This window comes from Halomonas sp. YLGW01, from assembly GCF_014840935.1.
Lineage (GTDB): Bacteria > Pseudomonadota > Gammaproteobacteria > Pseudomonadales > Halomonadaceae > Onishia.
In genome coordinates, this window is record NZ_CP062005.1 from 1,338,027 (window position 1) to 1,363,516 (window position 25,490).

Here is a 25,490-nt window from a genome sequence, read left to right on the forward strand (position 1 = left end):
GTCGCTCCCGTCGAGAGTGGGCGTTGTGATGTTGCCGGAATCCGCGAGTGCCTCCCATGCGTAAGCATCGCCAGGCGCTGAAGAATGCGCGTCAGGAAATGCATACCTTCCGCGTCCGCTCGCTGGTCGCGGTCTGCCTGGTGATCCTGCTCACCGGTGCCCTGATGGCGCGCCTCGTCTATCTGCAGGTGGTGCAGCACGAGGTCTATATCACGCGCTCGGAAAACAACCGGGTCCGCGTCGAGCCGCTGCCCCCCACCCGCGGGCTGATCTTCGATCGTAACGGCGAGCTCCTGGCCGAGAACCGACCGACCTACAATCTGACCCTGGTGCGGGAGCGGGTCGAGGACATCGACGCCACCCTGACGCTTTTGATCGACCTGCTCGATCTGCCCGAGGCCGAGATCGAGGCCTTTCGCGAACGCTCCCGCCAGCGCCAGCGGCCCTACCAGCCGGCACTGCTGATGAGCGATCTCAGTGAGGAGCAGATCGCCAGGCTTGCCATCAACCGCTATCGGCTGCCAGGCGTCGAGGTCGAGGCTCAGCTTCTGCGTTATTACCCGGATGCCGAGATCATGTCCCATGCGCTGGGGTTCGTCGGCCGCATCAATGCCGAGGAACTCAAGGAGCTGGATTCGGGCAACTACGCGGGCACCCACTTCATCGGCAAGACCGGCATCGAGCGGTACTACGAGAAGGAGCTTCACGGCCAGGCGGGGCTGCGCAAGGTCGAGACCAATGCCCGTGGGCGGGTGCTTCGGGAGCTGGGGCGCACCGACCCGGTGCCCGGGCAGAACCTCACCCTGACCCTCGACAAGGACCTGCAGTCACTGGCGGTGGATCTGATGGACGGGCGACGCGGCTCGATCGTGGCCATCGCCCCCCAGACCGGCGAGATCCTCGCCATGGTCTCGACGCCCGGCTTTAACAGCAACCAGTTCGTGACCGGGATCGACGTGGCGTCCTATAGGGCGCTGCAGAACAATATCGACCTGCCGCTCTTCAATCGGGCCACCCGGGGCCACTATCCGGCGGGGTCCACGGTCAAACCCTTCATGGCGCTGTCCGGGCTGATCGAAGGGGAAATCACGCCTTCCGAGACCATCTATGACCCGGGGTACTTCCAGCTGCCTAACGACTCGCGTCGTTATCGCAACTGGCTGCGCTGGGGACATGGCAAGGTCGACATGGAGCGTGCGATCACGGTATCCAACAACACCTATTTCTATAGCCTGGCCCATGAGCTCGGCATCGATGCCATCAACGAGCACATGCATCAGTTCGGCTTCGGCGAGCGCGTCACCCAGGATGTCTACGGCGAGAGTACCGGGCTGATGCCGTCTCGGGAATGGAAACGGGCCCGTTTCAATCAGCCCTGGTATCCCGGCGAGACCCTGTCGGTGGGGATCGGTCAGGGCTATCTGCAGGTCACGCCGCTGCAGCTGGCGACCGCCACCGCGGTACTGGCCAATCGCGGCCACTGGGTGAAGCCGCGGCTCGCCAAGCGGATCGGCGACGCGCCGGTGCCGGTGAACCTTCCTGGCACCAAGGACGATATCACCATCGAAAAGCCCCAGTGGTGGCAGGACATCTATGCGGGCATGGAGAACGTGCTCTCGGGTCGCGAAGGCACGGCGCGCCGCGCCGGCCAGGGGCTCGAATACCGCATGGGAGGCAAGTCCGGTACCGCCCAGGTCTTCTCGCTGGGCCAGGACGAGAAATACAACGCCGAGGAGCTCGCCGAGCGGTTGCGGGATCACGCCCTGTTCGTGGCCTTCGCCCCGGTCGACGATCCGCAGATCGCCATCTCGGTAGTGGTCGAGAATGCCGGCGGCGGCAGTAGCCACGCCTCCTACCTGGCCCGGGACATGGCCGATGCCTGGCTGCTCGGCGATGAAGGGGACGAGCCGGCTAGCGACGAGAGCCAGGGAGGGGACGCCTGATGGCGCTGAATGATCTGACCTACTCGCTGCGCGGCCGGCCCGTGCGGCCGCCCGAGAGCGGCATGTCGCGCCGCAAGAGCCTGTGGGCACGGATTCACCTGGATCCCTGGCTGCTGCTGTTGCTGCTGGTGCTGATGGGGGCGGGGCTTCTGGTGCTCTACAGTGCCAGTGGCCAGAACATGGCCGTGGTGCAGGCGCAGGCCACCCGGCTGGGCGTGGCCCTGGTGGGGATGCTGATCCTGGCCCAGTTCTCGCCCGCCACCTTGATGCGCTGGACGCCGCTGGCCTATGGCGGCACCCTGCTGATGCTGATCGCGGTGGAGGTCATGGGTGACGTGGGCATGGGGGCCCAGCGCTGGCTGGTGATCCCCGGTGTGATGCGTTTCCAGCCCTCGGAACTGATGAAGCTGGCCATGCCGATGATGGTGGCGGCCTACCTGGGGCGCCGCCAGCTGCCGCCGCGGCTGCCTGATTTGATGGTCTGCGGGGTGATCCTCGCCGTGCCGGTTGGCCTGATCGCCCGCCAGCCCGATCTCGGCACCTCGCTGCTGGTGGCCTCGGCGGCGGTGTTCGTGGTGCTGCTGGCCGGGCTGTCCTGGCGTTTCATCGTCTTCTTCGCGGCGCTGATCGCCTCGGCTCTGCCCCTGCTATGGATGAACATGCACGCCTATCAGCGACAGCGGGTGCTGACCTTCCTGAACCCGGAGAGCGATCCGCTGGGCGCGGGCTGGAACATCATCCAGTCGACCACCGCTATCGGCAGCGGCGGGGTGTTCGGCAAGGGCTGGCTGGAGGGCACGCAATCTCAGCTCGAGTTCCTACCCGAGCGTCACACCGACTTTATCGTCGCCGTGCTCGGCGAGGAGTTCGGCCTGGTGGGCATGCTGCTGGTGCTCTGCCTGTACCTGCTGATCGTCGGGCGTGGCCTGTGGCTCGCCAATGGCGCCCAGGACAGTTTCGGCCGCCTGCTGGCAGGCAGTATCATCCTGACCTTCTTCATCTATGTCTTCGTCAACGTGGGCATGGTCAGCGGCATCCTGCCGGTGGTGGGAGTGCCGCTGCCGCTGGTCAGTTACGGCGGGACCTCCAGCGTGACCTTGATGGCCGGTTTCGGTATTCTCATGGCCATCCATTCCCATCGGCGGCTGCTGCCCCGTTAGGGCCCATTGACATCGGAGAGCCCTGATCGATGATCGCAGGACGAATGACAAGGACGCTGTTGCCTCTCATCGCCGGGCTGGGCTTGGGCGTGTGTGCCCAGGCCAGTGCCGCCGAGCCGTTGACCGGCAAGACCTTTGACCCTGACACCCATTCCGAGGCCGCTGCCCTGGTCGAGGAACTGGTCGGCGAAGGCCTCGAGCGGGCCTGGCTTTTGGAGGCGCTGCGCGACGCCCATTACCGCCAGGGCGTGCTGGACGCCATGGCCGGTGCCGCCGAGCGGCATCTGCGCTGGGATCAGTACCGCGCCATCTTTTTGAAGCCCGCACGCATTCGGCGCGGCGCGGCCTTCATTGCCGAGCATCGCGAGGCCTTCGCCCGGGCCGAGGCAACGTATGGCGTGCCGCCTGAGGTGATCGCCGCCATCATCGGCGTCGAGACCGACTATGGGCGCGTGACCGGCAGTCACCGGGTGCTGGATTCGCTGGCCACGCTGGCGTTTCATCATCCCCGCCGCGGCGACTTCTTCCGCGGCGAGCTTGAGGCCTTCCTGGAGATCACCCATCAGGCCGGCGTGGCGCCGGGCAGCCTCGAGGGCTCCTATGCCGGGGCCATGGGCTATCCCCAGTTCATTCCCACCAGCTATCGTGCCTATGCTGTCGATTTCGATGGAGATGGCGTGCGCGACCTGTGGCACAACCCGGTCGATGCCATCGGCAGCGTCGCCAACTATTTCGCCGAACATGGCTGGCGCCCCGGGGGCGATCTCTATGTCGAGGCCGAGGGTCCCGCGACGCCGCCGGCCGCTATCGAGTTCAACCAGACCCGGCCTCCCTATGTCGGCCTCGCCACCCTGGCAGAAGCGGGCGTGATCGCCGATGATGACGGCCTGGCGACCGACGGCGAGGTGATTCCCCTGGCGCTGGATCTCGCCGGCGGCGCCTATCGTTACCGCCTTGGCTTGCATAACTTCTACGTCATCACCCGCTACAACCATAGTCACCTGTACGCCATGGCCGTGACCGAGCTGGCCGAGGCGATCGCGCGCGAGGAGTCGGCATGAAGCGTTGGATGCTGTTGGCCGCCGTGTCGCTGCTGGCGGGCTGCGCCGCCGGTGGGGGCGGGCAGACCGAGCAAAGGACCCCGCCGGCGCCTGCCACCGCCGATGGCCGCTATGCCATGTCGAGCGATGCCTACCCCGAGACGCCGCCGAACGTGGCCGAGGTGCCCGATGCGGTGCCGCGCCCCGAGCCGCGGGCTCGCGGGGGCAATCGCTCGACCTATGAGGTATGGGGCAAGACCTACCACGTGCTCGATGACCCGCGGGGCTATCGCCAGGAGGGCATCGCCTCCTGGTACGGCGAGAAATTCCACGGCTATGCCACAGCCAGCGGCGACATCTACGACATGTACGAGATGTCGGCGGCGCATCGTTCCCTGCCGCTGCCGAGCTATGTGCGGGTGACCAATCTGGATAACGGTCGTCGGGTGATCGTGCGGGTCAACGATCGCGGCCCCTTCCATGAGAATCGCGAGATCGATCTGTCCTATGCGGCGGCGGCCCGGCTCGATATCCTCGGCCAAGGGACCGGCCAGGTCAGGGTCGAGGTGATCGATCCGGTGGCCTGGCAGGCGCGTCATGGCGATGGCGCTACCGCGTCTGCCGGTGACGTGTCGGCGACGGCCCGCGACGCGGCCGTCAGCCCCGCTGCGCCAACGCGCCCGGCGACGTCGGGTCGCGCCGCCGCCGCCAGCGGTGCCGTCTTTCTCCAGGTCGCGGCCCTGGGGTCACGGGGTAGCGCCCATGCGCTCGAGGCTCGGCTCGAGGACGAACTCGGCCAACCGGTTCGTGTGGAAAGCGATGCTCGCCTGCACCGGGTGCAGGTCGGCCCGTTGGCCGCGGGCGGCGACCTGGACGCCGTTCGCGAGGCCCTGCGACGTGCAGGCTTCGACCAGGCCCTGACGATTCGTGATGGCACCTGAGACGCGTGCCCGCTGTCCCATTAACTTCCCTTCGCTCAACGCCACGAGAAATGTTGTCATGAGAGTCTCACTGTTCCGCGCCGGCCTCGGCCAACGCCTGATGTCCGCACTCCTGCTATGCCTGATGTGTCTTGCCCTGCCGCTCCAGGCGCAGGAGGTCGACAGTCCCCGGCCACAAACCATGATTCCGTCGCCGCCGAGCCTCGCGGCGTCCTCCTGGCTTTTGATGGATGCCGATACCGGCGAGGTGCTGGTCAGTCATAACGCCGACGAGCGTCTGCCGCCGGCCAGCCTGACCAAGCTGATGACGGCCTACCTGGTCGAGCACGAGCTGGATCGCGGGGGTATCGATCGGGAGGATCAGGTGCTGGTCAGCGAGAAGGCCTGGCGCACCGGGGGCTCGCGGATGTTCATCCAGGAGGGGTCCCAGGTCAGTGTCGAGCAGTTGCTCAAGGGCGTCATCATCCAGTCCGGCAACGATGCCAGCGTGGCGCTGGCCGAGCATATCGCCGGCGGCGAATCGGCCTTCGCCGACCTGATGAATCAGCAGGCGGATCGCATGGGCATGGTCAATACCCATTTCGCCAATGCCACCGGCCTCCCGGATGACAGTCATTATTCCTCGGCCCATGATCTGGGGCTGCTGGCGCGGCACATCATCAATGACTACCCCGAGCAGTACAAGCTCTATGCCGAGAAGGAGTACACCTACAACGGCATTCGTCAGCCCAACCGCAACCGCCTGCTGTGGCGCGATTCCAGCGTCGATGGCCTGAAGACCGGCCACACCGAGGCGGCGGGTTACTGCCTGGTGGCCTCGGCCAAGCGCGACGACATGCGCCTGATCTCGGTGGTGATGGGCACCGACTCTGACGAGGCGCGCGCCCAAGAGTCCCAGAAGCTGTTGAGCTACGGCTTCCGCTTCTTCGAGACCATGGAGCTCTACCCGCAGGGTGCCGTGCTGTCCACGCCGCGCATCTGGGGGGGAGAGAAGAATGACCTGCGCCTGGGCGTCGATCGCGAGGTTCGCATGACGGTGCCCCGTGGTCGTGGTGAGGAGCTGACCGCACGCCTGAACCTGCCGGCGTCCATCGATGCCCCGGTCGCGGCCGGGGAGCGCCTGGGCACCCTGGAAATCAAGCTCGGTGACGAGGTGATCGGCGAACGCCCACTGGTGGCGCTGGAAAGCGTCGAGCAGGGCGGAATCTTCAAGCGCCTGCTGGACACCGTGAGGCGCTTCATCAGCGGCCTGTTCGCCTGAGCCTTTGGCCCCTGATCGAACTGGCGGGCGGCCCGGCGGGCCGCCCGCTCTTGGTTGAGGCAACGAGGTTGAGTAGAATACTGGGACATATCATCCGTCGAGTACGCACATGACCGACAAGTCCCTGCGGGACATGCGCCTGGCCGGCGCTCCCGCGTCAGCTCATGCCACCGAGCTGGAATACCCCTGCGACTACTCCCTGAAGATCGTCGGCGACGCCGTCGAAGGGTTTCGCGAGCTGGTGATCGAGATCGTCGAACGGCACGATGGCGTCTTCGATCGCGAGACCGTACGCCTGGTGGACAGCCGGAATGGCAAGTTCCAGTCGGTGCGCTTGACCATCACCGCCACTGGCCCCGAGCAGATTGCCGCCTTGCATGCCGATCTCAAGGCCTCCGGCCGCGTGCACATGGTGATCTGATGGCCGAGCTCGAGGTCTACCGGCTCGGTCGGCAGCCCTATCTGCCGGTCTGGCAGGCCATGCGGGATCTGACCGATCACCGCCAGGCCGATCAGCCCGACCAGCTGTGGCTGGTCCAGCACGACCCGGTCTTCACCCAGGGGCAGGCGGGGCGGCCCGAACACCTGCTGATGCCCGGCGACATCCCGGTGGTCGATACCGATCGAGGCGGTCAGGTGACCTATCATGGTCCCGGCCAGCTGGTGATCTATCCGCTGCTCGACGTCAAGCGTGCCAAGCTGGGCGTGCGTACCCTGGTCACCGCCCTGGAAGAGGCCGTGATCGATGCCCTGGCCGAGCACGGTATCGACGCCCGGGCTCGGCCGGATGCACCGGGAGTCTACGTGGGTGATGCCAAGATCGCCTCGCTTGGGCTGCGCATCCGCCGCGGCTGCAGCTTCCACGGCATCGCCGTGAACCTGGCCATGGATCTGTCGCCGTTCGGGCGCATCAATCCCTGCGGCTATGCCGGCATGGCGATGACCCAGCTGGCTGAGCTGATCGATACCGTTCCCGACCTCGAGACCGAAACCCATCGCCTGGTCCGTTGCCTGGCCGCTCGGCTCGGCAACATGCAACTCACCGACAAGCCCGGCATGCCGCCTTCTCTGGTCCTTGACCAGAGCGCGAGTGCCTAACGTTTACGAGCGCAGGATACCCTGATCATGACCGAGAGCACCGCTACCCCCGTGACCCCGCCCAATGCCGCTGCGGCCGCCGCCAAGAAGAAGGCCCGGGCCGAGCGCGGCGTCAAGCTGCGCGGCGCCGAGAAGGTCGCCCGCATCCCGGTCAAGGTGATTCCCACCGAGACCGTGCCGCGCAAGCCCGACTGGCTGAAGGTACGCATGCCGATCTCCCAGGAGGTCACGCGCATCAAGCAGACCCTGCGCAAGCATGGGCTGCATACCGTCTGTGAAGAGGCCTCCTGCCCCAACCTGGGCGAGTGCTTCAACGGCGGCACCGCGACCTTCATGATCCTCGGCGACATCTGTACCCGCCGCTGCCCGTTCTGCGACGTGGCTCACGGCCGCCCCAACGCGGTCAACGAGAAGGAGCCGCGGGAGCTCGCCGAGGCGATCGCCGAGATGCGCCTGAACTACGTGGTGGTGACCTCGGTGGACCGCGACGACCTGCGCGACGGCGGCTCGCAGCACTTCGCCGACTGCATCCGCGAGATCCGCAACGACAGCCCGGAGATCGAGATCGAGGTGCTGGTGCCGGACTTCCGTGGCCGCATGGAAGTGGCGCTGGATATCCTCGAGCAGACTCCGCCGGATGTCTTCAACCATAACCTGGAGACCGTGCCGTCGCTGTACCGCAAGGTACGCCCGGGGGCCGACTATCAGTGGTCGCTGGACCTGCTCAAGGGCTACAAGGCGCGTCGGCCGGACGTGATGACCAAGTCCGGGCTGATGCTCGGCGTCGGCGAGACCGACGAGCAGGTCATCGAGGTGATGCGCGATCTGCGTGCCCATGGTGTCGACATGCTGACGCTTGGCCAGTACATGCAGCCGTCCAAGAACCACCTGCCGATCGATCGCTGGGTGCACCCGGAGACCTTCGACTGGTTCGCCGAGCAGGGCAAGGCGATGGGGTTCAAGCACGTCGCTTCCGGCCCGCTGGTGCGCTCCTCCTACCATGCCGATCAACAGGCTCACGGCATCGAGGTCAAGTAAGCGACCCTGAGTCTCGCCTGGCGGCGACCCGCCCGGCCTCGAAGCTAAGCGAGACGCTCAGATACAAGAAGGCCGCGCCCCGAGGGGCGCGGCCTTCTTGTGTGCTGACTGCCTGACGCCGGTCGGCGATATCGAAGCCGACCGGCGTTGAGCGTCAGGCGTTACGGTCGTCGTGCCCGTCTTCGGCTTCTTCGGCGAGGTCCTCGTCGAGCTCCTCGGCGGCATCGGCATGGGACAGACGCAGGCCCTGGGGCGGCAGCGGGGTGCCGTCCAGGGTCGGGCCCTTGGCGCTCAGGCTGAGTCGGCCTTCGAGGAACCAGCGCACCGCGATCGGGTAGATCAGGTGCTCACGGCTCTGGACCTTGTCCTTGAGGCTGTCCTCGGTGTCCTCGGCGGTGACATCGACCGCCGCCTGAACCACCACCGGGCCACCGTCCAGCTCTTCGCTGACGAAATGCACGCTGACACCATGCTCGGCGACGCCGTCGGCTAGTGCTCGGGCGTGGGTGTGCAGGCCCTGATAGGCGGGCAGCAGCGAGGGATGGATGTTGAGCATCCGGCCGTAGAAGCGCTGCACGAACCGCGGTGTGAGGATGCGCATGAAGCCTGCCAGTACCACCAGGTCCGGCTCATGACGCTCGATCACCTTGATCAGGGCGCCATCGAAGGCCTCGCGGCTGTCGTACTCGCGATGGGGCAGGGCGACCGCCTCGATGCCGGCATCCCGGGCGCGCTTGAGGCCATAGGCATCGGCCTTGTTGGAGATCACGGCGACGATTTCGCCACCCAGCTCGTCATAGGACTGAGCGTCGATCAGCGCCTGAAGGTTGCTGCCACTGCCGGAGATCAGCACCACCACCCGGGGCGTGCTGGCCTGCTCGGCCTCGAAGCCATTGAGGGTGTCGGTTGCCTCGCTCATGCCTTGAGGTTCTCCAGAATGACCTGTTCTTCTTCGCCTTCGCGAGCGACGATCTCACCGAGGCGGTAAACGGTCTCGCCCTGGGTTTCCAGGTGAGCCTTTGCCTGCTCGGCGTCGGCGGCGGAGACGGCGATGACCATGCCGACGCCACAGTTCAGCACGCGGTGCATCTCGTGCTCATCGACGTTGCCCTGGGTCTGGAGCCAGTCGAAGACCGCCGGGCGCGTCCAGGCATTGACGTCGATGCGTGCACTGAGCGACTCGGGCAGCACCCGCGGGATGTTCTCGGACAGGCCGCCACCGGTGATGTGCGACAGCGCATGCACCGATACACCGCTGTCCTTGATCAGGGACAGCAGCGACTTGACGTAGATGCGGGTCGGGGCGATCAGCGCCTCGCGCAGCGGCACGCCGTCGATGTCGGTATCGAGATCCGCGCCGCTGACCTCGAGGATCTTGCGGATCAGCGAATAGCCGTTGGAATGGGGGCCGGAGGAGGCCAGGCCGAGCAGCACGTCGCCTTCAGCGACCTGGCTGCCATCGAGGATCTCGTCCTTCTCGACCACACCGACGCAGAAGCCGGCCAGGTCGTAGTCGCTGCCTTCGTACATGCCGGGCATCTCGGCGGTCTCGCCCCCCACCAGGGCACAGCCGGACTGGGCACAGCCCTCGCCGATGCCGGTCACCACGTCGGCGGCGATGTCCACGTCGAGCTTGCCCGTGGCATAGTAGTCGAGGAAGAACAGCGGCTCAGCGCCGGCGACCACCAGATCATTGACGCACATGGCGACCAGGTCGATGCCGATGGTGTCGTGCTTGCCAAGATCCATGGCGAGGCGCAGCTTGGTGCCGACGCCGTCGGTGCCGGAGACCAGCACCGGCTGCCGGTAGCCGGCGGGCAGCTCGCAGAGCGCGCCGAAACCGCCAAGGCCACCCATCACCTCGGGGCGAGTGGTACGCTTGGCGACGCCCTTGATGCGATCGACCAGGGCGTTACCGGCGTCGATGTCCACGCCGGCGTCCTTGTAGCTCAGCGAGGCGGAATCGGCGGAAGAAGGGGAAGAGGAGTCCGACGGGCTGCGGGTCATGGGTTTTCCTGTCGCAATACGATCATCAAGTGGGGCAAAAGTGGAGTCGAATTGTAGCATCGTGAAGGCCGCGCCGCACCGTGGAGACACACGCGAACAGGGAGAGAGGCAATGCGCAGACAGTGGTGGCTAGTGCTTGGCCTGGCGGGATTGGTATGGCTGTTCATCAGCCTGCAGCCGATCTTGACGCCATTTTTCGTCAGCATGATCCTCGCGTACCTGGGAGATCCGCTGGCCGACCGCCTGGAAGCCCGTGGACTATCCAGGCGGCTATCGGTGTCGCTGGTCTTCCTGCTGCTCAGCGTGCTCCTGCTCCTGGCCTTGCTGTTGCTGGTGCCGGGGCTCGGTCGCCAGCTTGGCCAGTTGGTCGAATCCGTGCCCGCCGTGCTCAACTGGCTGCAGGCCACCCTGGTGCCCTGGATCCAGTCGCTGACCGGTCAGGATCTGTCCACGGATATCGATGCCCTGCGTCAGGCGCTGATGGCCAACTGGAAGGAGACCGGCACCTTCGCCGCCACCCTGTTGGCGCAGGTCTCTCGCTCGGGGCTGGCGCTGGCCGGCTGGGCCGGCAATCTGGCGCTGATTCCGGTGGTGACCTTTTATCTGCTGCTCGACTGGGATCGCCTTACCGCCAAGCTGCATGGCTCGCTGCCGCGCCAGTGGGAGCCGGCGGCGGTGCGTCTGGCGCGGGAATGCGACGAGGTGCTGTCGGCCTTCCTGCGCGGCCAGCTGATCGTGATGCTGTGCCTGGGCATCATCTATGCGTTGGGCTTGACCCTGCTGGGCCTGCGATTTGGGCTACTGATCGGTCTTGTGTCTGGACTGGTCAGCATCGTGCCGTATCTCGGCGTCATCGTGGGCATCTCGGTGGCCGGCGTGGTGGCCATCTTCCAGTTCGATAGCTGGCTGCCGCTGCTCGGGGTAGCGGCGGTGTTCGCCACCGGCCAGCTGGTCGAGAGCCTGGTGCTGCAGCCCAAGCTCCTGGGCGACAAGATCGGCCTGCACCCGGTGGCGGTGATCTTCGCCGTGCTGGCCGGAGGACAGCTATTTGGCTTTACCGGCGTGCTGTTGGCACTGCCGGTGGCGGCGGTGATCATGGTATTGTTGCGCTATCTCCATGAACACTATAAAAACAGTACCTTATATGATGCTCATGGCATCAAGGGCCAGGACGAGGAGGCTTCATGAAGCCCGGTGCAGCGCAGCTCCCGCTCAGTGTGGGCATGCGCGACGATGCGACCTTTGCCAACTTTCAGCCTAGCGGCAACGAGACGCTGGTCGGCACCCTGCGTGCCCAGCTCGATGCCTCGGGCGAGCCCTTCCTGTTCCTGTGGGGCGGGGAGGGGGTCGGCTGCAGTCATCTATTGCAGGCGGCCTGTCACGAGGCCAGCGATCGCGACAAGCGTGCGCTCTATCTGCCTCTGGACGAGCTTGGCCACTTTCCGCCGCATATGCTCGAGGACAGCGAGCGTCTCGATCTGGTCGCCATCGACGATCTTCACCGGGTGCTGGGGCGCAAGCGCTGGGAAGAAGCGCTGTTCCACTGCTTCAATCGTCTGCGTGATGCGGGCAAGCGGCTGGTGATTGCAGCTCCTGCGGCGCCTCGCCAGCTCGACATCGAGTTGCCGGATCTGGCCTCGCGGCTGACCTGGGGCATGACCTTCCACGTCAAGCCGCTGGATGACGCTGGTCGCTTCGAGGCTCTCAAGCTTCGCGCGCGGGTGCGTGGCATGCAGCTGCCGGATGAAGTCGCTCGCTACATCCTTCATCGGGGGCCGCGGCGTCTGGGAGATCTCTTTGGGTCTCTGGAGACGCTCGATCAGGCGTCACTGTCCGCCCAGCGCAAGTTGACCATTCCCTTCGTCAAGCAGGCGCTGGACTGGTAAGCCAGCGCGGCGCCCGCTCGCTGGCCTATCGCCAGTTTCATCCTCCCGAAGACGAGCCATTCAGTCCCATGAGCACCACCTCAACGTCCGCGATGCCCGACCCCTCCATGGCCCTTTCGACTACGGCGGTGTGCCCCTGTGGCAGTGGAGAAACCTACGGCGAATGTTGCGCTCCGCTGCATCAGGGAGTGGCCGCCGAGACCGTCGTGTCGCTGATGCGCTCACGCTACAGCGCCTTCGTGCTGCGCCTTGAAGGCTATTTGCGCAAGAGCTGGCATCCTGACACCTGTCCCGCCGAGATGGGGCTCTCGGGCGCGACGCACTGGAAGCGCCTCGAGGTGCTGGAGCATGACCAGCAGGATGGAGAGCAGGAGCAGCGAGGCTGGGTGCACTTTCGTGCGACGTTTCAGGAGCATGGCCGCTGGCAGCAGCTGGAGGAGGCCTCCCGCTTCATTCGTCTGGACGGCAGGTGGGTGTATGTGGACGGCGATGCGCGGGTGACGGCGTTGAAACCCGGCCGCAACGATCCCTGTCCCTGCGACAGCGGACGCAAGCTCAAGAAATGCTGCGCCGTCTGAGGGGCTACCGCTCAAGGATCAGGGACAAAAAAAGGCCGCCGATCAGTGATCGGCGGCCTTCTCTTGAGGCGTTGGGGTGGCGGTCAGTGAACCGGCGCCCCTTGCCCTCTTACTTGGCGGCTTGAGAAGCGGTCTTGACGCTGCTCTCGACCAGCTGCTGGCTCTGCTGGGCGAAGTCCTGGTTCAGGGCCACGACCTTCTCGGCGTCGCCCTTGACGCGCTCGCCCAGATCTTTGGCGATCTTCTGCTGATCTTCGATGTAGCTGCGCAGGCCCTCGGCATCCTTGATGTCCATGGCGGCACGCGCCTGGCTCAGGCTGGTGTCGCTGTAGGCCTTGATGGCGTCGAACTGGGCGCTGACCAGCTTCTCGCTGTAGTCCAGGGTCAGTGCCGCATAGGCACGTGCCGGACCGAAGAAGAGGCTCTCGAGCTGCTCGGTGGTCTTGCCAAAGTTAATGCTGTTCATGAAGTCGTTCATTGCACACCTCCGTAGGATATCTGGATACGAAGGGTTTCGGCCTTCGTTGCAGTGCACAATAGCAGGCGTGTTGTTGCAGTGCAACATGAATCGCAACGACGGCGCATTGGCCACCGGCATGATCGGGTCGCTATCCCCCGGCGAGCTTGGCATGATGAGGACAGGAATGGTCCGGGGCCGGCGACGAGTTCGGTCTCTTCCTGCCCCATACCGACGAGAAGGGTGCGATGAAGATGCTCGAGCGGCTGCTCGAACGTGCGGAGATCGAGTTACCCCGCATCAGCGTGGGTGTGGCCTCGTACCCTCAGCATGGTGAGGTGCTTGAGACGCTGATGGAGCACGCCGATCAGGCCATGTACAGGAGCAAGGCGGCCGGGGGCACCGTGTCTCCCTGCCTGACGCATCGCCCGGCGAGCCTCCCCTGGCGAGACACTGATTTTCCCTTTGCATAAGGACAGCCCGATGAACGATACCCGCATTGAGCGCGACAGCATGGGCGAGCTCGAGGTGCCCGCCGATGCCCTCTACGGGGCCCAGACTCAGCGTGCCGTCAATAACTTCCCGGTCAGCGGCCAGCCCATGCCGACGGCCTTCATTCGTGCCATCGCGCGGATCAAGGGCGCGGCGGCCAAGGTCAACGCCGAGCTGGAGCTAATGGATGTGCCCCGCGCCGAGGCGATCCAGCGGGCGGCGGAGGCGATTATCGCGGGCGATCACGATGATCAGTTCCCCGTCGATGTCTATCAGACGGGCTCGGGTACCTCGAGCAACATGAACGTCAATGAGGTGATCGCGCACCTGGCCTCCCGGGAAGATCTCCCGGTCGGGCCCAATGATCACGTCAACATGGGGCAGTCGAGCAACGACGTGATTCCCACGGCGATTCACGTCTCGGCAGCCCTGGCGGTCAAGGATTCGCTGCTGCCGGCGCTTGCGCACCTGCAGGCGGCCATCGATGCCAAGGCCGATGAGCTCGACGGCGTGGTCAAGACGGGGCGCACCCACCTGATGGATGCCATGCCGGTGCGCATGAGTCAGGAGCTGGGGGGCTGGTCGAGCCAGATCTCTCAGGCCATCGAGCGCTTCGAGGACGGTCAGGCTCGGCTGGGGCGTCTGGCGCAGGGAGGGACGGCGGTCGGCACCGGCGTCAACGCCCATCCCGAGTTTGCCGAGCGCATGGCCACGGCCCTGAGCGACCAGACCGGCCTTGCGCTGATGCCCAACGACAGCGCCTTCGCCAGCCTCGCTGGGCAGGATGCCGCGGTCGAGCTATCGGGACACCTCAAGACCTATGCCTGTGCGGTGATGAAGATCGCCAACGACCTGCGCTGGATGAACTCCGGGCCGCTGGCCGGGCTCGGCGAGATCGAGCTGGAGGCCCTGCAGCCCGGTAGCTCGATCATGCCGGGCAAGGTCAACCCGGTGATTCCCGAATCGGCGGCCCAGGCGGCGGCCCAGGTAATCGGGCTGGACGCGGCGGTGACGGTGGCCGGGCAGAGCGGCAACTTCCAGCTCAACGTGATGCTGCCCCTGATCGCCCACAATCTGCACACCGCCATTACCCTGATGACCAATGTCAGCCGTCTGCTCGCCGATCGCGCCATTGCGACCTTCAGCGTGCGCGAGGACAACATCCGGGCTCCGCTGTCGCGCAATCCGATTCTGGTCACTGCCCTCAACTCGGTGATCGGCTACGATGCCGCGGCGGCCATCGCCAAGAAGGCCTACCAGGCCGGGCGGCCGATCCTCGAGGTGGCCGAAGAAGACACGGACCTGGGGCGCGATGAGCTGGAAAGGCTGCTGGATCCCGCGGCGCTGACTCGCGGCGGAATTCCCGGCAATTAAGCCAAAGCCCATCTCGAAAAGGCGAAGCCTCGGCCTGTCATGGCCAAGGGCACGTCGGCAGCAAAAACGCCGCGCTCAAGAGAGCGCGGCGTTTCTTGTCAGGGCCTGCGGTTGACGGCATCTATCGGTGGGAGAGGGCGCAGGGTGTGAACTGACCGGTCGGTCAGGCCGCCCTGGGTTCCCTGCGGGCATCGATATAGTGAGTCAGCTTTTTTACCTCATCCACCGAGAGACGCAGCCCCAGCTTGCTGCGCCGCCAGAGAATGTCCTCGGCGTCATGGGCCCATTCGCGCTCCAGCAGGTAGTCGACCTCGGCGGCCGTGAGCCCAGCGCCGAATGCCTCGCCAAGATCCTCCTCGCGTCGGGCTTGACCCAGGAAGTCCAGGCACAGGCTGCCATAGCTCGAGGCCAGGCGGCGGGCGCGGGATTCGCCCAGGAAGGGATAGTCACGCACCAGGCGCGCCATGAAGGCTTCCTGGCTGTCGATATCGCCCCCCGGTAGCGGTCGGTCGGCCGTCCAGCTTGGCCCCATACTCGGCAGCAGCGGCGCCAGCTTGTCCATGGCGGCCTCGGCCAGCCGGCGATAGGTGGTGATCTTGCCGCCGAAAATCGACAGCAGCGGCGCGCCCGCGTCATCCAGGTCCAGGGTGTAGTCGCGAGTCATGGCGGACGGGTCGGCGGACTCGTCGTCGCACAGGGGGCGAACGCCGGAGAAGGTGGTGACGATATCGTCCCGCGTGAGGGTGCGACGGAAATGGGCGTTGACCACCTCGAGGATGTAGTCAGTCTCTTCAATGCTGGCATTGACCTTGGCCGGGTCGCCCTCGAAGCGCCGGTCGGTGGTGCCGATCAGGCTGAAGTCCTGCTGATAGGGCAGCACGAAGACGATGCGGCCATCGTGGTTCTGCAGGATATAGGCGCGCTCATCGTTGTTGAGGCGAGGCACCACCAGGTGGCTGCCCTGGATCATGCGGATGCCATAGCGCGACCGGCGCGTCGTCTTGCCGCTGATGAAGGATTCCACCCAGGGGCCGGCGGCATTGACCAGCGCCTTGGCGCGACGGGTGATCTGCCGCCCTGAGTCACGCTCCTCGAGGGTGATGCGCCACTCACCGTCTTCCTCGCGGGCCTCGATACAGCGGGTGCGGGTCAGGATCTCGGCCCCCTGTTCCTGTGCCTGAAGGGCGTTGAGTACCACCAGGCGCGCGTCATCTACCCAGCAGTCGGAATACTCGAAGCCGCGGGTAATGGCGGGTTTCAGGGGGCTTTCGGCATCGAAGCGCAGGCCCTTGGAGCCGGGCAGGCTGGCGCGTTGACTCAGGTGATCGTAGAGGAAGAGGCCGGCACGGATCATCCAGGCCGGGCGCAGGTGTGGCTGGTGGGGCAGGATGAAGCGCAGCGGCCAGACGATATGCGGTGCCTTTCTGAGCAGTACCTCGCGCTCGTTAAGGGCCTCGCGCACCAGGCGAAACTCCCGGTGTTCCAAGTAGCGCAGCCCGCCATGAATCAGCTTGCTGCTGGCTGAGGACGTGGCGTTGGCCAGGTCTGCCTGTTCGCAGAGCCCGACCCTGAGGCCCCGACCCGCGGCGTCATTGGCGATACCTACGCCGTTGATGCCACCGCCGACGACGAAGAGGTCGAGAAGCTCCTGTTGCTCGGGTTCACGCATGACTCGCTCCGCGAAAGGGGGTCTCAGCGAGAGGCGCTGTGGGACCCATGATGTGTTCGATACAGAAAATAGAGTATAGGAAATCGAACATCAAGGCCGCAAACCGAAAACGTCGACAGTGTTGCTCGACGTATCGGCGAATGGGGCGGGCCTAGGGAGCGGGGAGAGTCGGATCACCTGGGAGTGCAAGCGGGCACGGCACGTCGACACGCCGGGTCGGACGTGCCTGATGCCCGGACTTCGAGGCCGGGATGGGAGAAATGGGGAGGCCGGGAGAGGAGGGCGGTTGCGAACGTGCCCGGAGGCTCAGGCCTCGGGTGCCATGGGGGCGATATGCAAGGCCACGTCGTGGCTATCCAGCAGGCGCCGGATCGCCTCGGGGGGCTCGCGATCCGTGAACAGGGCGTCGATCTGGGTGATGCGGCCCTGACGCACGACCGCATTGCGGTGAAACTTCGAGTGATCGGCGATCAGGAAGACCTGGCGGGAGTTCTGGATGATGGCCTGAGCGACCCGCACTTCCTGATAGTCGAACTCGAGCAGCGAGCCGTCCTCGTCGATGCCGCTGATGCCGATGATACCGACGTCGACCTTGAACTGGTTGATGAAGTCGATGGTGGCTTCGCCGATGATGCCGCCGTCGCGGGAGCGGACCTGGCCGCCGGCGACGATGACATTGAAGTCGTCCTTGTGCTGAAGGGTCGCCGCCACATTGAGGTTGTTGGTGATGACCTCCAGGCCGGCATGTTGCTGCAGGGCCTCGGCGACCAGCTCGTTGCTGGTGCCGATGTTGATGAACAGGGAAGCATGGTTGGGAATCTGCGCGGCCAGGTGCTCGGCGATGCGCCGCTTGGCCTCGACGTTCAGGGTCTTGCGGGTGTGGTAGGCGGTGTTGACGGTGCTCGATTCAAGGCCCGCGCCGCCATGCACGCGACGAATCAGCCCCTCGCCGGCCAGGGCGTTGAGATCGCGACGGATGGTCTGCGGGGTGACCCCGAAATCGCGAGTCAGTTGCTCGATGGAGGCGTACCCCTGGTGCTTGACCAGGGCGATGATGGCATCGTGGCGTTGCTGCTGAGTCATGGCGGGCCCGACCTGGCTTAGGATAATCGGATGAATTGGCTGGTCGCAATGCGTCTCATCTTAGCAAGAAACCCCGTCAGCTTGGGTGTTTCAGCACGACCTGGGTGTTAGTCCCGAAGACGTGTCGGGTGAGGGTCGGGGCGTACCGACCGGCCGGGTGGCGATGATGAAACGAAAACTACTTTACCCCTTTCTGATTCGAAAGCGAAAGCCGTGAGTATCCTGGCCCGGCTATTCCGTCCCGGGCGTCCGGACGAGCATGAGGCAGGCCGCTTCGTGTTCGCCGCTTTTCCGCTCAAGCCGCTGTCGAGCGTTCACCAAGGGCAGGCCCGCTCCGCGAGAGCAGCGCTGCCAGGGCCGACACGAGGCGGTGCGCCGGGTGAAGAGCGACATCCAGGCAGGCGACGACCGGGTGGTCGTGCCCTGAACACCGCTTACGCCAAGCGGTTGAGTTGCCGTCAGTTTTTTTTGGAAAGGGACTTGCATTCTGCGGGCCAATGCGTAGAATACGTCTCCGTTGCCAAGGCAAGCACAGCTCGCCACACAGCAAGTGATGCAGGACCGTAGCTCAGTTGGTTAGAGCGCCACGTTGACATCGTGGAGGTCAGCGGTTCAAATCCGCTCGGTCCTACCAAGCACCCTTGCCACGGCCAACAGCAGGACCGTAGCTCAGTTGGTTAGAGCGCCACGTTGACATCGTGGAGGTCAGCGGTTCAAATCCGCTCGGTCCTACCAGATTCCGAAAACCCCACAGCCCCAGGCTGCGGGGTTTTTTTGTTCTGGCGGTAACGCGCCAGGCGCGCTGCCTGAAGAAAGCCTCCCTCGCAGCAGTCTCCCGCTCTGCTTGCCCTTTCTTGCATGGTCCTTGCCGGGCTCTCTCTACCTCTCCACGGCGCGGCGCTTGTCGCTGGTGTTCTCAGGGAGGCATTCTCGGGCGGCATGCCCTCACGGCTCGAGCGAGGGGCCGAGCCGTGAGGGTCGGTCTCAGAGCGTCGAAAGATCGGTGTGCGCGGCGAAGATCGCCATCAGCGCCTCGATACCGGCCTGATCCTGGTCGTCGAAACGCCCGGGCAGGGGGCTGTCAAGATCCAGCACGCCCCACAGGCGATCACCGCTGAGGATGGGGATGACCAGTTCCGAGCGGGAATCCGCATCGCAGGCAATATGATCGGCGACGGCATGCACGTCGGCGACCCGCTGGGTCTCCCGGCTGCGGGCGGCGGCGCCACACACGCCCTTGCTGAAGGGGATGGGGTTGCAGGCGGGCTTGCCCTGGAAGGGGCCAAGCACCAGCGTTTCGGGCTGGCGGTGCAGGTAGAAGCCGGCCCAGTTGAGGCCGGGCACGCTCTGCATGATGAAGGCGCAGGTCTGGGCGCTGTTGGTCAGGGCGTCCGGCGTGTCGAGCAGGGCCTCGAGCTGGCGGGCCAGCAGGTCATAATCGGTAGTCGGCAGCTCGTTGCGGGCGTCGGTCATGAGCGGTCCTTGAGTCATGGAGAGGTGGTGTGCCGATGGCAAAACGCCAGCGCACGAGGCGCTGGCGTTTGCGGGTAGCGTAAGGGTGCGGCGTGGTGGTTACTTCCAGCCGGGAACGGCCGCGCCCTTGAACAGCTCCTCGGCCTTGGCGGCCACGGCGTCGCTCTGATAGGCCTTGACCAGCTGCTGGATCGCTTCGCGGTCCTCGTCACCCCCGCGCACCACGATCAGGTTGACGTAGGGAGACTCGGGGCCTTCCTTGATCAGGGCGTCGTCCAGGCTCAGGCCGGCCGGCTGGGCGAAGGTGTTGTTGATGAAGGCCAGGTCGACGTCCGGCAGCACGCGCGGCAGCTGCGCGGCCTCGATCTCGCGGAAGTCGAAGTCGTTCGGGTTATCGATGATGTCGATCGGCGTGGCTTCCAGGTCCTGCGGGTCCTCGAGCTCGATCAGGCCCTGGTTGTGCATCAGGATCAGCGAACGGCCTTCGTTGGACGGATCGTTGGGCAGGGCGATCACGGCCCCTTCCGGCAGGTCGTCGATGCTCGTGTGCTGCTCGGAGTAAGCGCCGATCGGGTAGACGAAGGTGCGGCCGGCGATGGCGAAGTCGTAGCCGCGGTCCTTGACCATGCTCTGCATGTACGGCTCGTGCTGGTAGGCGTTGGCATCCAGGCTGCCATCGGCCAGGGCGGCGTTGGGCGAGACGTAGTCGGTGAACTCGACGATCTCGGCGTCCAGGCCGTACTCGTCCTGGGCAATGCCCAGCGCTACCTGCATGACCTCGGTCTCGGGGCCGGCGACGGTACCGATCTTGAGGGTCTGGTCGTCGTCACTGCCGCAGCCGGCCAGCAGGCCAGCGCCGACGAGGGTGGCGGCCCCGAGCAGACGGGTGGGGCGAAGCAGGGTTGCCAGGGTGTTGGTCATCGTGATGCTCTCCCTTTTGGGCTGATACAGCCGCGGATGATGTCTCGCCGGTGGGCGAGGAATAGAAGTCTCGAGCCGGGGCCTGCCGTCTCGGCAGGCCCTGGCTTACTTGTGGTCGGCCTTGCGGACCAGGTGATCGCCGAGGCTCTGGAAGCCCTGGACCATGATCACCAGGATGGCCACGGTGATCAGCATGACCACCGGGTCGAAACGGTTGTAGCCGTAGCGGATGCCCAGGTCGCCGAGCCCGCCACCGCCCACGGCGCCGGCCATGGCCGAGTAACTGACCAGGGTCACCACGGTGATGGTCATGCCGTTGATGATGCCGCCCCTGGCCTCGGGCAGCAGCACCTTGGTGATGATCTGGTAGGGGGTGGCGCCCATCGACTGGGCGGCCTCGATCAGTCCCGGCGGCACCTCGTTGAGGGCGCCTTCCACCAGGCGGGCGACGAAGGGAATGGCGGCGATGGTCAGCGGCACGATGGCGGCATTGGTGCCGATCGAACTGCCGGCGATCAGTCGCGTGAAAGGGATGATGGCCACCATCAGGATGATGAAGGGAATCGAGCGCCCCACGTTGGTGATCACGGCCAGCACCTTCTGGGTCAGCGGGTGGGCCAGAATCTGCCCTGGCCGGGTGACGTAGAGCATCACACCCAGCGGAATGCCCGCCGCGGCCGAGATCAGACCGGCCACGCCGACCATATAGAGGGTGTCGAGGGTCGCCTCGAGAATCAGTTCAAGCATCGCGCTGGACATGGCCGAGCACCTCCACCTTCAGATCGTGGGTTTCCAGATAGTCCAGGGCCGCGCGGGTGTCGTCGGCATCGCCGATCAGCTCGGCGATCATCAGCCCCAGGGTACGGCCCTGGATCGACTCGACCTTGGCCTGCAGGATGCTGACATCCACGCCGCATTCCCGGGCCAGTCGCGATACCAAGGGGGTGGCCACGGCATCGCCGCTGAAGGCCAGGCGCACTACCGGGTGGCTGTTGGCGCCCGGCGTGTCCTCGAGTCGCTCGACCAGCGCCTGGGGCGGGTCGAGCTCCAGGAAGTCGTTGAGAAAGTCGCGGCCCAGCTGAGTCTGGGGCGCGGTGAAGAAGTCGCCGACGTCGGCCTCTTCCACCAGTTCGCCGTCGGAGATCAGGCCGACCCGGTGACAGATGGTCTTGACCACCTCCATCTCGTGGGTGATCAGCAGGATGGTCAGCCCCAGCTTGCGGTTGATGTCCTTGAGCAGCTCGAGGATCGAACCGGTGGTCTGGGGGTCCAGCGCCGAGGTGGCCTCGTCACACAGCAGCACCTTGGGGCGGCTGGCCAGCGCCCGGGCGATGGCCACCCGCTGCTTCTGACCGCCGGACAGCTCGGCCGGGTACTTGTCGGCCTTGTCGGTGAGCCCGGTCAGGTCGAGCAGCGGCCGCACTCGCTCCTGAATGGCGTCCTTGCTCATGCCCATCAGTTCAAGCGGCAGGGCGATGTTGTCGTAGACGCTGCGCGAGGCCAGCAGGTTGAAGTGCTGGAAGATCATGCCGATCTGATGGCGGGCCTGGTTGAGGCTCGGGCCGTCCAGTTGCGTGAGCTCCTCGCCACCTACCTGGACGCTGCCGGTGGTCGGGCGCTCGAGCAGGTTGACGCAGCGAATCAGCGTCGACTTGCCAGCACCGGACAGGCCGATGACGCCGTGGATGCTGCCCTTGGGGACATGCAGGTCGACGTGCTTCAAGGCCTGAATGGCATGAGCACCGCTGCCGTATGTCTTGGAGACGTTTTCGAGTCTGATCATGGGTCCGTCGAGTCGCTGGCCGATCTGGGGGCGGCGGAGCCTCGCGGCAGGGAAGGGCAGTTCAGAGGGCAAAAAAAAGGCCACCCTGACGGGTGGCCATCAACGCTGGACACACCCTTTTAGCTGCACTTCCCGCCAGGCTCGACGCATCGAGCCGGACGAGGGCGCCCGCAAGCCGGGTACAAATCGGCGCCTGAAAAAAGTGGGGTGAATCTTAGGGCGCCGGCCGGGGGGTGTCAACGATACCGGTACAAGTTTCGGCGTATGGCGTCGATAGCCAGTGGTTATCGCTATCGAGGGCATCATCCGGCGTAGGATGAAAGGCCATCGAGGGCGCCTGGCCAAGAGCCTGCGACGCGGAGGCCAGGGCTGGTAGACTTGAGCGCCTGGCGGGCGCCGTGTCGCCCGGATGATGTCGCACGCAGAGGATTGCCATGTTTACCGGTATTGTACAAGGCACCGCCATCCTGGTGTCGGTGGTCGACAAAGAGGGGTTTCGCACCTTCGAGATGGCCCTACCGCCCGAGCTTTGCGAGGGGCTCGCGACCGGGGCCTCGGTCTCGCACAACGGGGTCTGTCTGACGGTGACGGCCATCGAGGGCAGTCACATCTGGGTGGACCTGATGCGCGAGACGCTGCGCCTGACCAATCTTGGGGCAGTCGAGGTCGGAGAGCGCATCAACATCGAGCGGGCGGCGCGTTTCGGCGACGAGATCGGCGGTCATGCCATGTCGGGCCACGTGGTGTGCATGGCCGAGCTGGTCGAGATGGAAGAGGCGCCCAACAATCGCCGGCTGTGGTTCCGGGTGCCGGCCGACCAGGGGCGCTTCCTGTTCGACAAGGGCTATATCGGTGTCGACGGCATCAGCCTGACCATCGGTGAGGTGCGTCCGGCCGACACGGCCGGCGCGCCGCGCTTCTGCGTGAACCTGATTCCCGAGACCCTGGCGCGCACCACCCTTGGCGATCGTAGCCCTGGCGATCACGTCAACATCGAGATCGACCCGCAGACCCAGGCGATTGTCGAGACCGTCGAGCGGGTGATGGCCAGTCGCGGCTGATGTCACACGCGATACGTGTGTGACATCCGGCTGAGTTGACCATTCCGTCAAGTTTTCGTTGGTGGTCCGGCATGACGCTGGCCCGGCACTTGCTTATATATAGAGGGCGTCATCACGGGGCATGACCCATGTGATGAGGCAGGTAATGACGCCTGTGATGATGAACAGCAGCGGCCGGTGAGCCCAGGGGCGCTTGCCGGCCGCCGCGTATCCGGATGCCGCCTTATGTATCGCATCGGCCTTGGCCGATGGGGTAAGATGTGCGGCTTTTCTCGCACCCGGACCGTCAGGGTCCACGCGCCAGGGTAGGGTAATGCCGATGTTGAAACGACTGCTCGACAACCACTTCAAGCTCAGCGAACACGGGACCAGTGTTCGTACCGAGGTCATCGCCGGGATCACGACCTTCCTGACCATGGCCTACATCATCTTCGTCAACCCGAGCATCCTGTCGGAGGCCGGGGTCGACTACGGAGCGGTGTTCGTGGCCACCTGCCTGGCCGCCGCCATCGGCTGTCTGGTCATGGGGTTGTGGGCCAATTACCCGATCGCCCTGGCCCCGGGTATGGGCCTCAATGCCTTCTTCACCTATGGCGTGGTGCTGGGCATGGGCTACTCCTGGGAGACCGCCCTGGGTGCCGTCTTCCTGTCCGGCGTGAGCTTCTTCCTGCTCAGCATCTTCCGCATCCGCGAATGGATCATCAATTCGATCCCGATGGCCCTGCGGCTCGGCATCGCGGCGGGCATCGGGCTCTTCCTGGCCATGATCGCGCTGAAGAATGCCGGCATCGTGGTCGACAACCCGGCCACCCTGGTCTCGCTGGGTGACCTGAGCCAGCCCTCTGCGCTCTATGCCCTCGGCGGCTTCTTTGCCATCACCGCGCTCTCGCACCTGCGGGTCACCGGCGCGGTGATGATCGGCATCCTCGGCGTCACCGTGCTGGCGATTCTGCTCGGCCACAACGAGTATGGCGGCCTGATGTCCATGCCGCCTTCGGTCGCCCCGACCTTCATGGCCATGGATGTCGCCGGCGCCTTCGACGTGGCGATGTTCAGCGTGATCTTCGCCTTCCTGTTCGTCGATCTGTTCGATACCTCCGGCACCCTGGTCGGCGTCGCCCATCGCGGCGGCCTGCTCGACAAGGACGGCAAGCTGCCGCGCCTGGGACGCGCCATGATGGCCGACTCCACCGCCTCGATGGCGGGCGCGGCGCTGGGTACCTCCACCACCACCAGCTACATCGAGAGCGCCTCCGGCATCGCCGCGGGCGGCCGCACCGGTCTGACCGCCGTCGTCGTGGCCGCGCTGTTCCTGATCAGCCTGTTCTTCGCGCCGCTGGCAGGCTCGATTCCCGCCTACGCGACCGCCGGTGCGCTGCTCTATGTGGCCTCGCTGATGGCCGGCAGCCTGGCGCACGCCAACTGGGACGACGCCACCGAGGCCGCCCCGGTGCTGATCGCGGCGCTGGCCATGCCGCTGACCTTCTCGATCGCCGAGGGCATCGCGCTGGGCTTCATCAGCTACGCTGCGATCAAGGCGCTGTCGGGCCGCTTTAGCGACCTGAATCCCGCGGTGATCGTGCTGGCGATCGTCTTCGCCCTCAAATTCCTCTTCCTCGACTGACCACTGGAATCGACCATCGATGAGCATCTACGGCGACTACATCAAATCCGTGATCCGCACCGTCCCCGACTGGCCACAGCCGGGGGTCAACTTCCGTGACATCACGCCGCTGCTGCAGAACAGCGCCGCCTTTCGCAAGCTGATCGACAGCTTCGTGCACCGCTATCAGGAGATGGAGCTGGATGCGGTGGCGGCCATCGACGCCCGCGGCTTCATCATCGGCGCACCGCTGGCCTACGAGCTCGGCTGCAGCTTCGTGCCGGTCCGCAAGAAGGGCAAGCTGCCGTTCCGCACCATCAGCGAGACCTACACCCTCGAGTACGGTCAGTCCGAGGTCGAGCTGCACGCCGATGCCTTCAAGCACGGGGATCGGATCCTGATCGTCGACGACCTGATCGCCACCGGCGGCACCATGTGCGCCGCGGCCAAGCTGATCACCCGTTCCGGCGGTCATGTGGTCGAGACCGCGACCATCATCGACCTGCCGGAGCTGGGCGGTTCCGACAAGATCCGCGAGGCCGGGTTCAATGTCTTCGCCGTCTGCTCCTTCACCGAGGACGAGTGATTCTCGTCCCCCCGTTCCGTCTTTGGTAATGCATCC

Annotated in this window: 24 protein-coding genes, 2 tRNA genes and 1 pseudogene; 18 read left to right on the top strand and 9 right to left on the bottom strand. The window is 65.4% G+C overall.

Going from position 1 to position 25,490, the window contains the following annotated elements; all coding sequences use genetic code 11:
* The first annotated feature begins 56 nt into the window (after nt 1-56).
* From mrdA to lipA, 8 genes are all read left to right on the top strand, one after another.
* On the top strand, nt 57-1,943 hold the full coding sequence (gene mrdA, locus IEJ03_RS06250; RefSeq protein ID WP_192036801.1) for a penicillin-binding protein 2: 1,887 nt from the start codon (nt 57-59) through the stop codon (nt 1,941-1,943).
* Nucleotides 1,943-3,103, top strand: a complete 1,161-nt coding sequence (gene rodA / locus IEJ03_RS06255) for a rod shape-determining protein RodA (RefSeq protein ID WP_192036802.1) — start codon at nt 1,943-1,945, stop codon at nt 3,101-3,103. Before mrdA ends, rodA begins: the two co-directional genes overlap by 1 nt.
* Before the next feature lie 29 nt (nt 3,104-3,132).
* Nucleotides 3,133-4,164 carry a lytic murein transglycosylase B gene (gene mltB, locus IEJ03_RS06260; protein WP_242458066.1) on the top strand — a complete coding sequence of 344 codons (1,032 nt, stop codon included), beginning with the start codon at nt 3,133-3,135 and terminating at the stop codon, nt 4,162-4,164.
* Nucleotides 4,161-5,084, top strand: coding sequence for a septal ring lytic transglycosylase RlpA family protein (locus IEJ03_RS06265; protein ID WP_192036804.1), 924 nt, complete (start codon nt 4,161-4,163; stop codon nt 5,082-5,084). Before mltB ends, IEJ03_RS06265 begins: the two co-directional genes overlap by 4 nt.
* Nucleotides 5,085-5,208: 124 nt before the next feature.
* Nucleotides 5,209-6,345 carry a D-alanyl-D-alanine carboxypeptidase family protein gene (locus IEJ03_RS06270; protein WP_242458107.1) on the top strand — a complete coding sequence of 379 codons (1,137 nt, stop codon included), beginning with the start codon at nt 5,209-5,211 and terminating at the stop codon, nt 6,343-6,345.
* A 109-nt stretch (nt 6,346-6,454) separates the two neighbouring features.
* Entirely contained in the window at nt 6,455-6,766 is a 312-nt protein-coding gene (locus IEJ03_RS06275) for a DUF493 domain-containing protein (protein WP_192036806.1), read from the top strand.
* Nucleotides 6,766-7,443: a lipoyl(octanoyl) transferase LipB gene (gene lipB, locus IEJ03_RS06280; RefSeq protein WP_192036807.1), complete on the top strand. Its 678-nt coding sequence runs from the start codon at nt 6,766-6,768 to the stop codon at nt 7,441-7,443. Before IEJ03_RS06275 ends, lipB begins: the two co-directional genes overlap by 1 nt.
* Nucleotides 7,444-7,470: 27 nt before the next feature.
* On the top strand, nt 7,471-8,481 hold the full coding sequence (gene lipA, locus IEJ03_RS06285) for a lipoyl synthase (protein WP_192036808.1): 1,011 nt from the start codon (nt 7,471-7,473) through the stop codon (nt 8,479-8,481).
* Between the two features lie 154 nt (nt 8,482-8,635).
* On the opposite strand, the gene purN is transcribed toward lipA, so the two are convergent.
* Together purN and purM are read right to left on the bottom strand one after the other, a co-directional pair.
* A complete protein-coding gene (purN, locus tag IEJ03_RS06290; RefSeq protein WP_192036809.1) occupies nt 8,636-9,400 on the bottom strand; it encodes a phosphoribosylglycinamide formyltransferase in 765 nt (254 codons plus the stop codon).
* Nucleotides 9,397-10,488 carry a phosphoribosylformylglycinamidine cyclo-ligase gene (gene purM, locus IEJ03_RS06295; RefSeq protein ID WP_192036810.1) on the bottom strand — a complete coding sequence of 364 codons (1,092 nt, stop codon included), beginning with the start codon at nt 10,486-10,488 and terminating at the stop codon, nt 9,397-9,399. Before purM ends, purN begins: the two co-directional genes overlap by 4 nt.
* A 111-nt stretch (nt 10,489-10,599) precedes the next feature.
* On the opposite strand from purM, the gene IEJ03_RS06300 reads away from it, so the two are divergent.
* The 3 genes from IEJ03_RS06300 to IEJ03_RS06310 all read left to right on the top strand — a co-directional run bounded on the left by IEJ03_RS06300 (nt 10,600) and on the right by IEJ03_RS06310 (nt 12,952).
* A complete protein-coding gene (locus tag IEJ03_RS06300) occupies nt 10,600-11,676 on the top strand; it encodes an AI-2E family transporter (protein ID WP_192036811.1) in 1,077 nt (358 codons plus the stop codon).
* Complete coding sequence (hda, locus tag IEJ03_RS06305; protein ID WP_192036812.1) at nt 11,673-12,374, top strand: DnaA regulatory inactivator Hda; 702 nt, start codon at nt 11,673-11,675, stop codon at nt 12,372-12,374. The genes IEJ03_RS06300 and hda overlap by 4 nt, the downstream gene beginning before the upstream one ends.
* 107 nt (nt 12,375-12,481) lie before the next feature.
* The gene (locus IEJ03_RS06310; protein WP_192036813.1) at nt 12,482-12,952 is read left to right on the top strand and encodes a YchJ family protein; all 471 of its coding nucleotides are present in this window, start codon (nt 12,482-12,484) and stop codon (nt 12,950-12,952) included.
* Between the two features lie 109 nt (nt 12,953-13,061).
* Here IEJ03_RS06310 and IEJ03_RS06315 read toward each other — a convergent pair whose 3' ends face one another.
* Nucleotides 13,062-13,418 carry a phasin family protein gene (locus IEJ03_RS06315; protein WP_192036814.1) on the bottom strand — a complete coding sequence of 119 codons (357 nt, stop codon included), beginning with the start codon at nt 13,416-13,418 and terminating at the stop codon, nt 13,062-13,064.
* Between the two features lie 203 nt (nt 13,419-13,621).
* On the opposite strand from IEJ03_RS06315, the pseudogene IEJ03_RS06320 reads away from it, so the two are divergent.
* A pseudogene (locus IEJ03_RS06320) lies at nt 13,622-13,882 on the top strand (diguanylate cyclase); the annotation flags it as partial.
* 10 nt (nt 13,883-13,892) lie between these two features.
* The gene (locus IEJ03_RS06325) at nt 13,893-15,275 is read left to right on the top strand and encodes a class II fumarate hydratase (RefSeq protein WP_192036815.1); all 1,383 of its coding nucleotides are present in this window, start codon (nt 13,893-13,895) and stop codon (nt 15,273-15,275) included.
* A 163-nt stretch (nt 15,276-15,438) separates the two neighbouring features.
* Here IEJ03_RS06325 and glpD read toward each other — a convergent pair whose 3' ends face one another.
* Complete coding sequence (gene glpD, locus IEJ03_RS06330; protein ID WP_192036816.1) at nt 15,439-16,944, bottom strand: glycerol-3-phosphate dehydrogenase; 1,506 nt, start codon at nt 16,942-16,944, stop codon at nt 15,439-15,441.
* A gap of 306 nt (nt 16,945-17,250) precedes the next feature.
* Nucleotides 17,251-18,027: a DeoR/GlpR family transcriptional regulator gene (locus IEJ03_RS06335; protein ID WP_192036817.1), complete on the bottom strand. Its 777-nt coding sequence runs from the start codon at nt 18,025-18,027 to the stop codon at nt 17,251-17,253.
* Between the two features lie 557 nt (nt 18,028-18,584).
* On the opposite strand from IEJ03_RS06335, the gene IEJ03_RS06340 reads away from it, so the two are divergent.
* Nucleotides 18,585-18,661 (top strand) — tRNA-Val (locus IEJ03_RS06340).
* A gap of 24 nt (nt 18,662-18,685) precedes the next feature.
* Nucleotides 18,686-18,762: transfer RNA gene (locus IEJ03_RS06345), tRNA-Val, on the top strand.
* Nucleotides 18,763-19,011: 249 nt separating this feature from the next.
* Here IEJ03_RS06345 and IEJ03_RS06350 read toward each other — a convergent pair.
* The 4 genes from IEJ03_RS06350 to IEJ03_RS06365 all read right to left on the bottom strand — a co-directional run bounded on the left by IEJ03_RS06350 (nt 19,012) and on the right by IEJ03_RS06365 (nt 22,204).
* A complete protein-coding gene (locus IEJ03_RS06350) occupies nt 19,012-19,500 on the bottom strand; it encodes a GAF domain-containing protein (RefSeq protein ID WP_192036818.1) in 489 nt (162 codons plus the stop codon).
* A gap of 99 nt (nt 19,501-19,599) precedes the next feature.
* Nucleotides 19,600-20,421: a MetQ/NlpA family ABC transporter substrate-binding protein gene (locus tag IEJ03_RS06355; RefSeq protein ID WP_192036819.1), complete on the bottom strand. Its 822-nt coding sequence runs from the start codon at nt 20,419-20,421 to the stop codon at nt 19,600-19,602.
* A 105-nt stretch (nt 20,422-20,526) separates the two neighbouring features.
* Entirely contained in the window at nt 20,527-21,180 is a 654-nt protein-coding gene (locus tag IEJ03_RS06360) for a methionine ABC transporter permease (protein ID WP_192036820.1), read from the bottom strand.
* Nucleotides 21,161-22,204, bottom strand: a complete 1,044-nt coding sequence (locus IEJ03_RS06365) for a methionine ABC transporter ATP-binding protein (RefSeq protein ID WP_192036821.1) — start codon at nt 22,202-22,204, stop codon at nt 21,161-21,163. Before IEJ03_RS06365 ends, IEJ03_RS06360 begins: the two co-directional genes overlap by 20 nt.
* 434 nt (nt 22,205-22,638) lie before the next feature.
* Here IEJ03_RS06365 and IEJ03_RS06370 point away from each other — a divergent pair, with 434 nt between their 5' ends.
* From IEJ03_RS06370 to IEJ03_RS06380, 3 genes are all read left to right on the top strand, one after another.
* Entirely contained in the window at nt 22,639-23,265 is a 627-nt protein-coding gene (locus IEJ03_RS06370; RefSeq protein WP_192036822.1) for a riboflavin synthase subunit alpha, read from the top strand.
* A 319-nt stretch (nt 23,266-23,584) separates the two neighbouring features.
* Nucleotides 23,585-24,889: an NCS2 family permease gene (locus IEJ03_RS06375; RefSeq protein WP_192036823.1), complete on the top strand. Its 1,305-nt coding sequence runs from the start codon at nt 23,585-23,587 to the stop codon at nt 24,887-24,889.
* Nucleotides 24,890-24,908: 19 nt separating this feature from the next.
* Nucleotides 24,909-25,454, top strand: coding sequence for an adenine phosphoribosyltransferase (locus IEJ03_RS06380; RefSeq protein WP_192036824.1), 546 nt, complete (start codon nt 24,909-24,911; stop codon nt 25,452-25,454).
* Nucleotides 25,455-25,490: the final 36 nt, after the last annotated feature.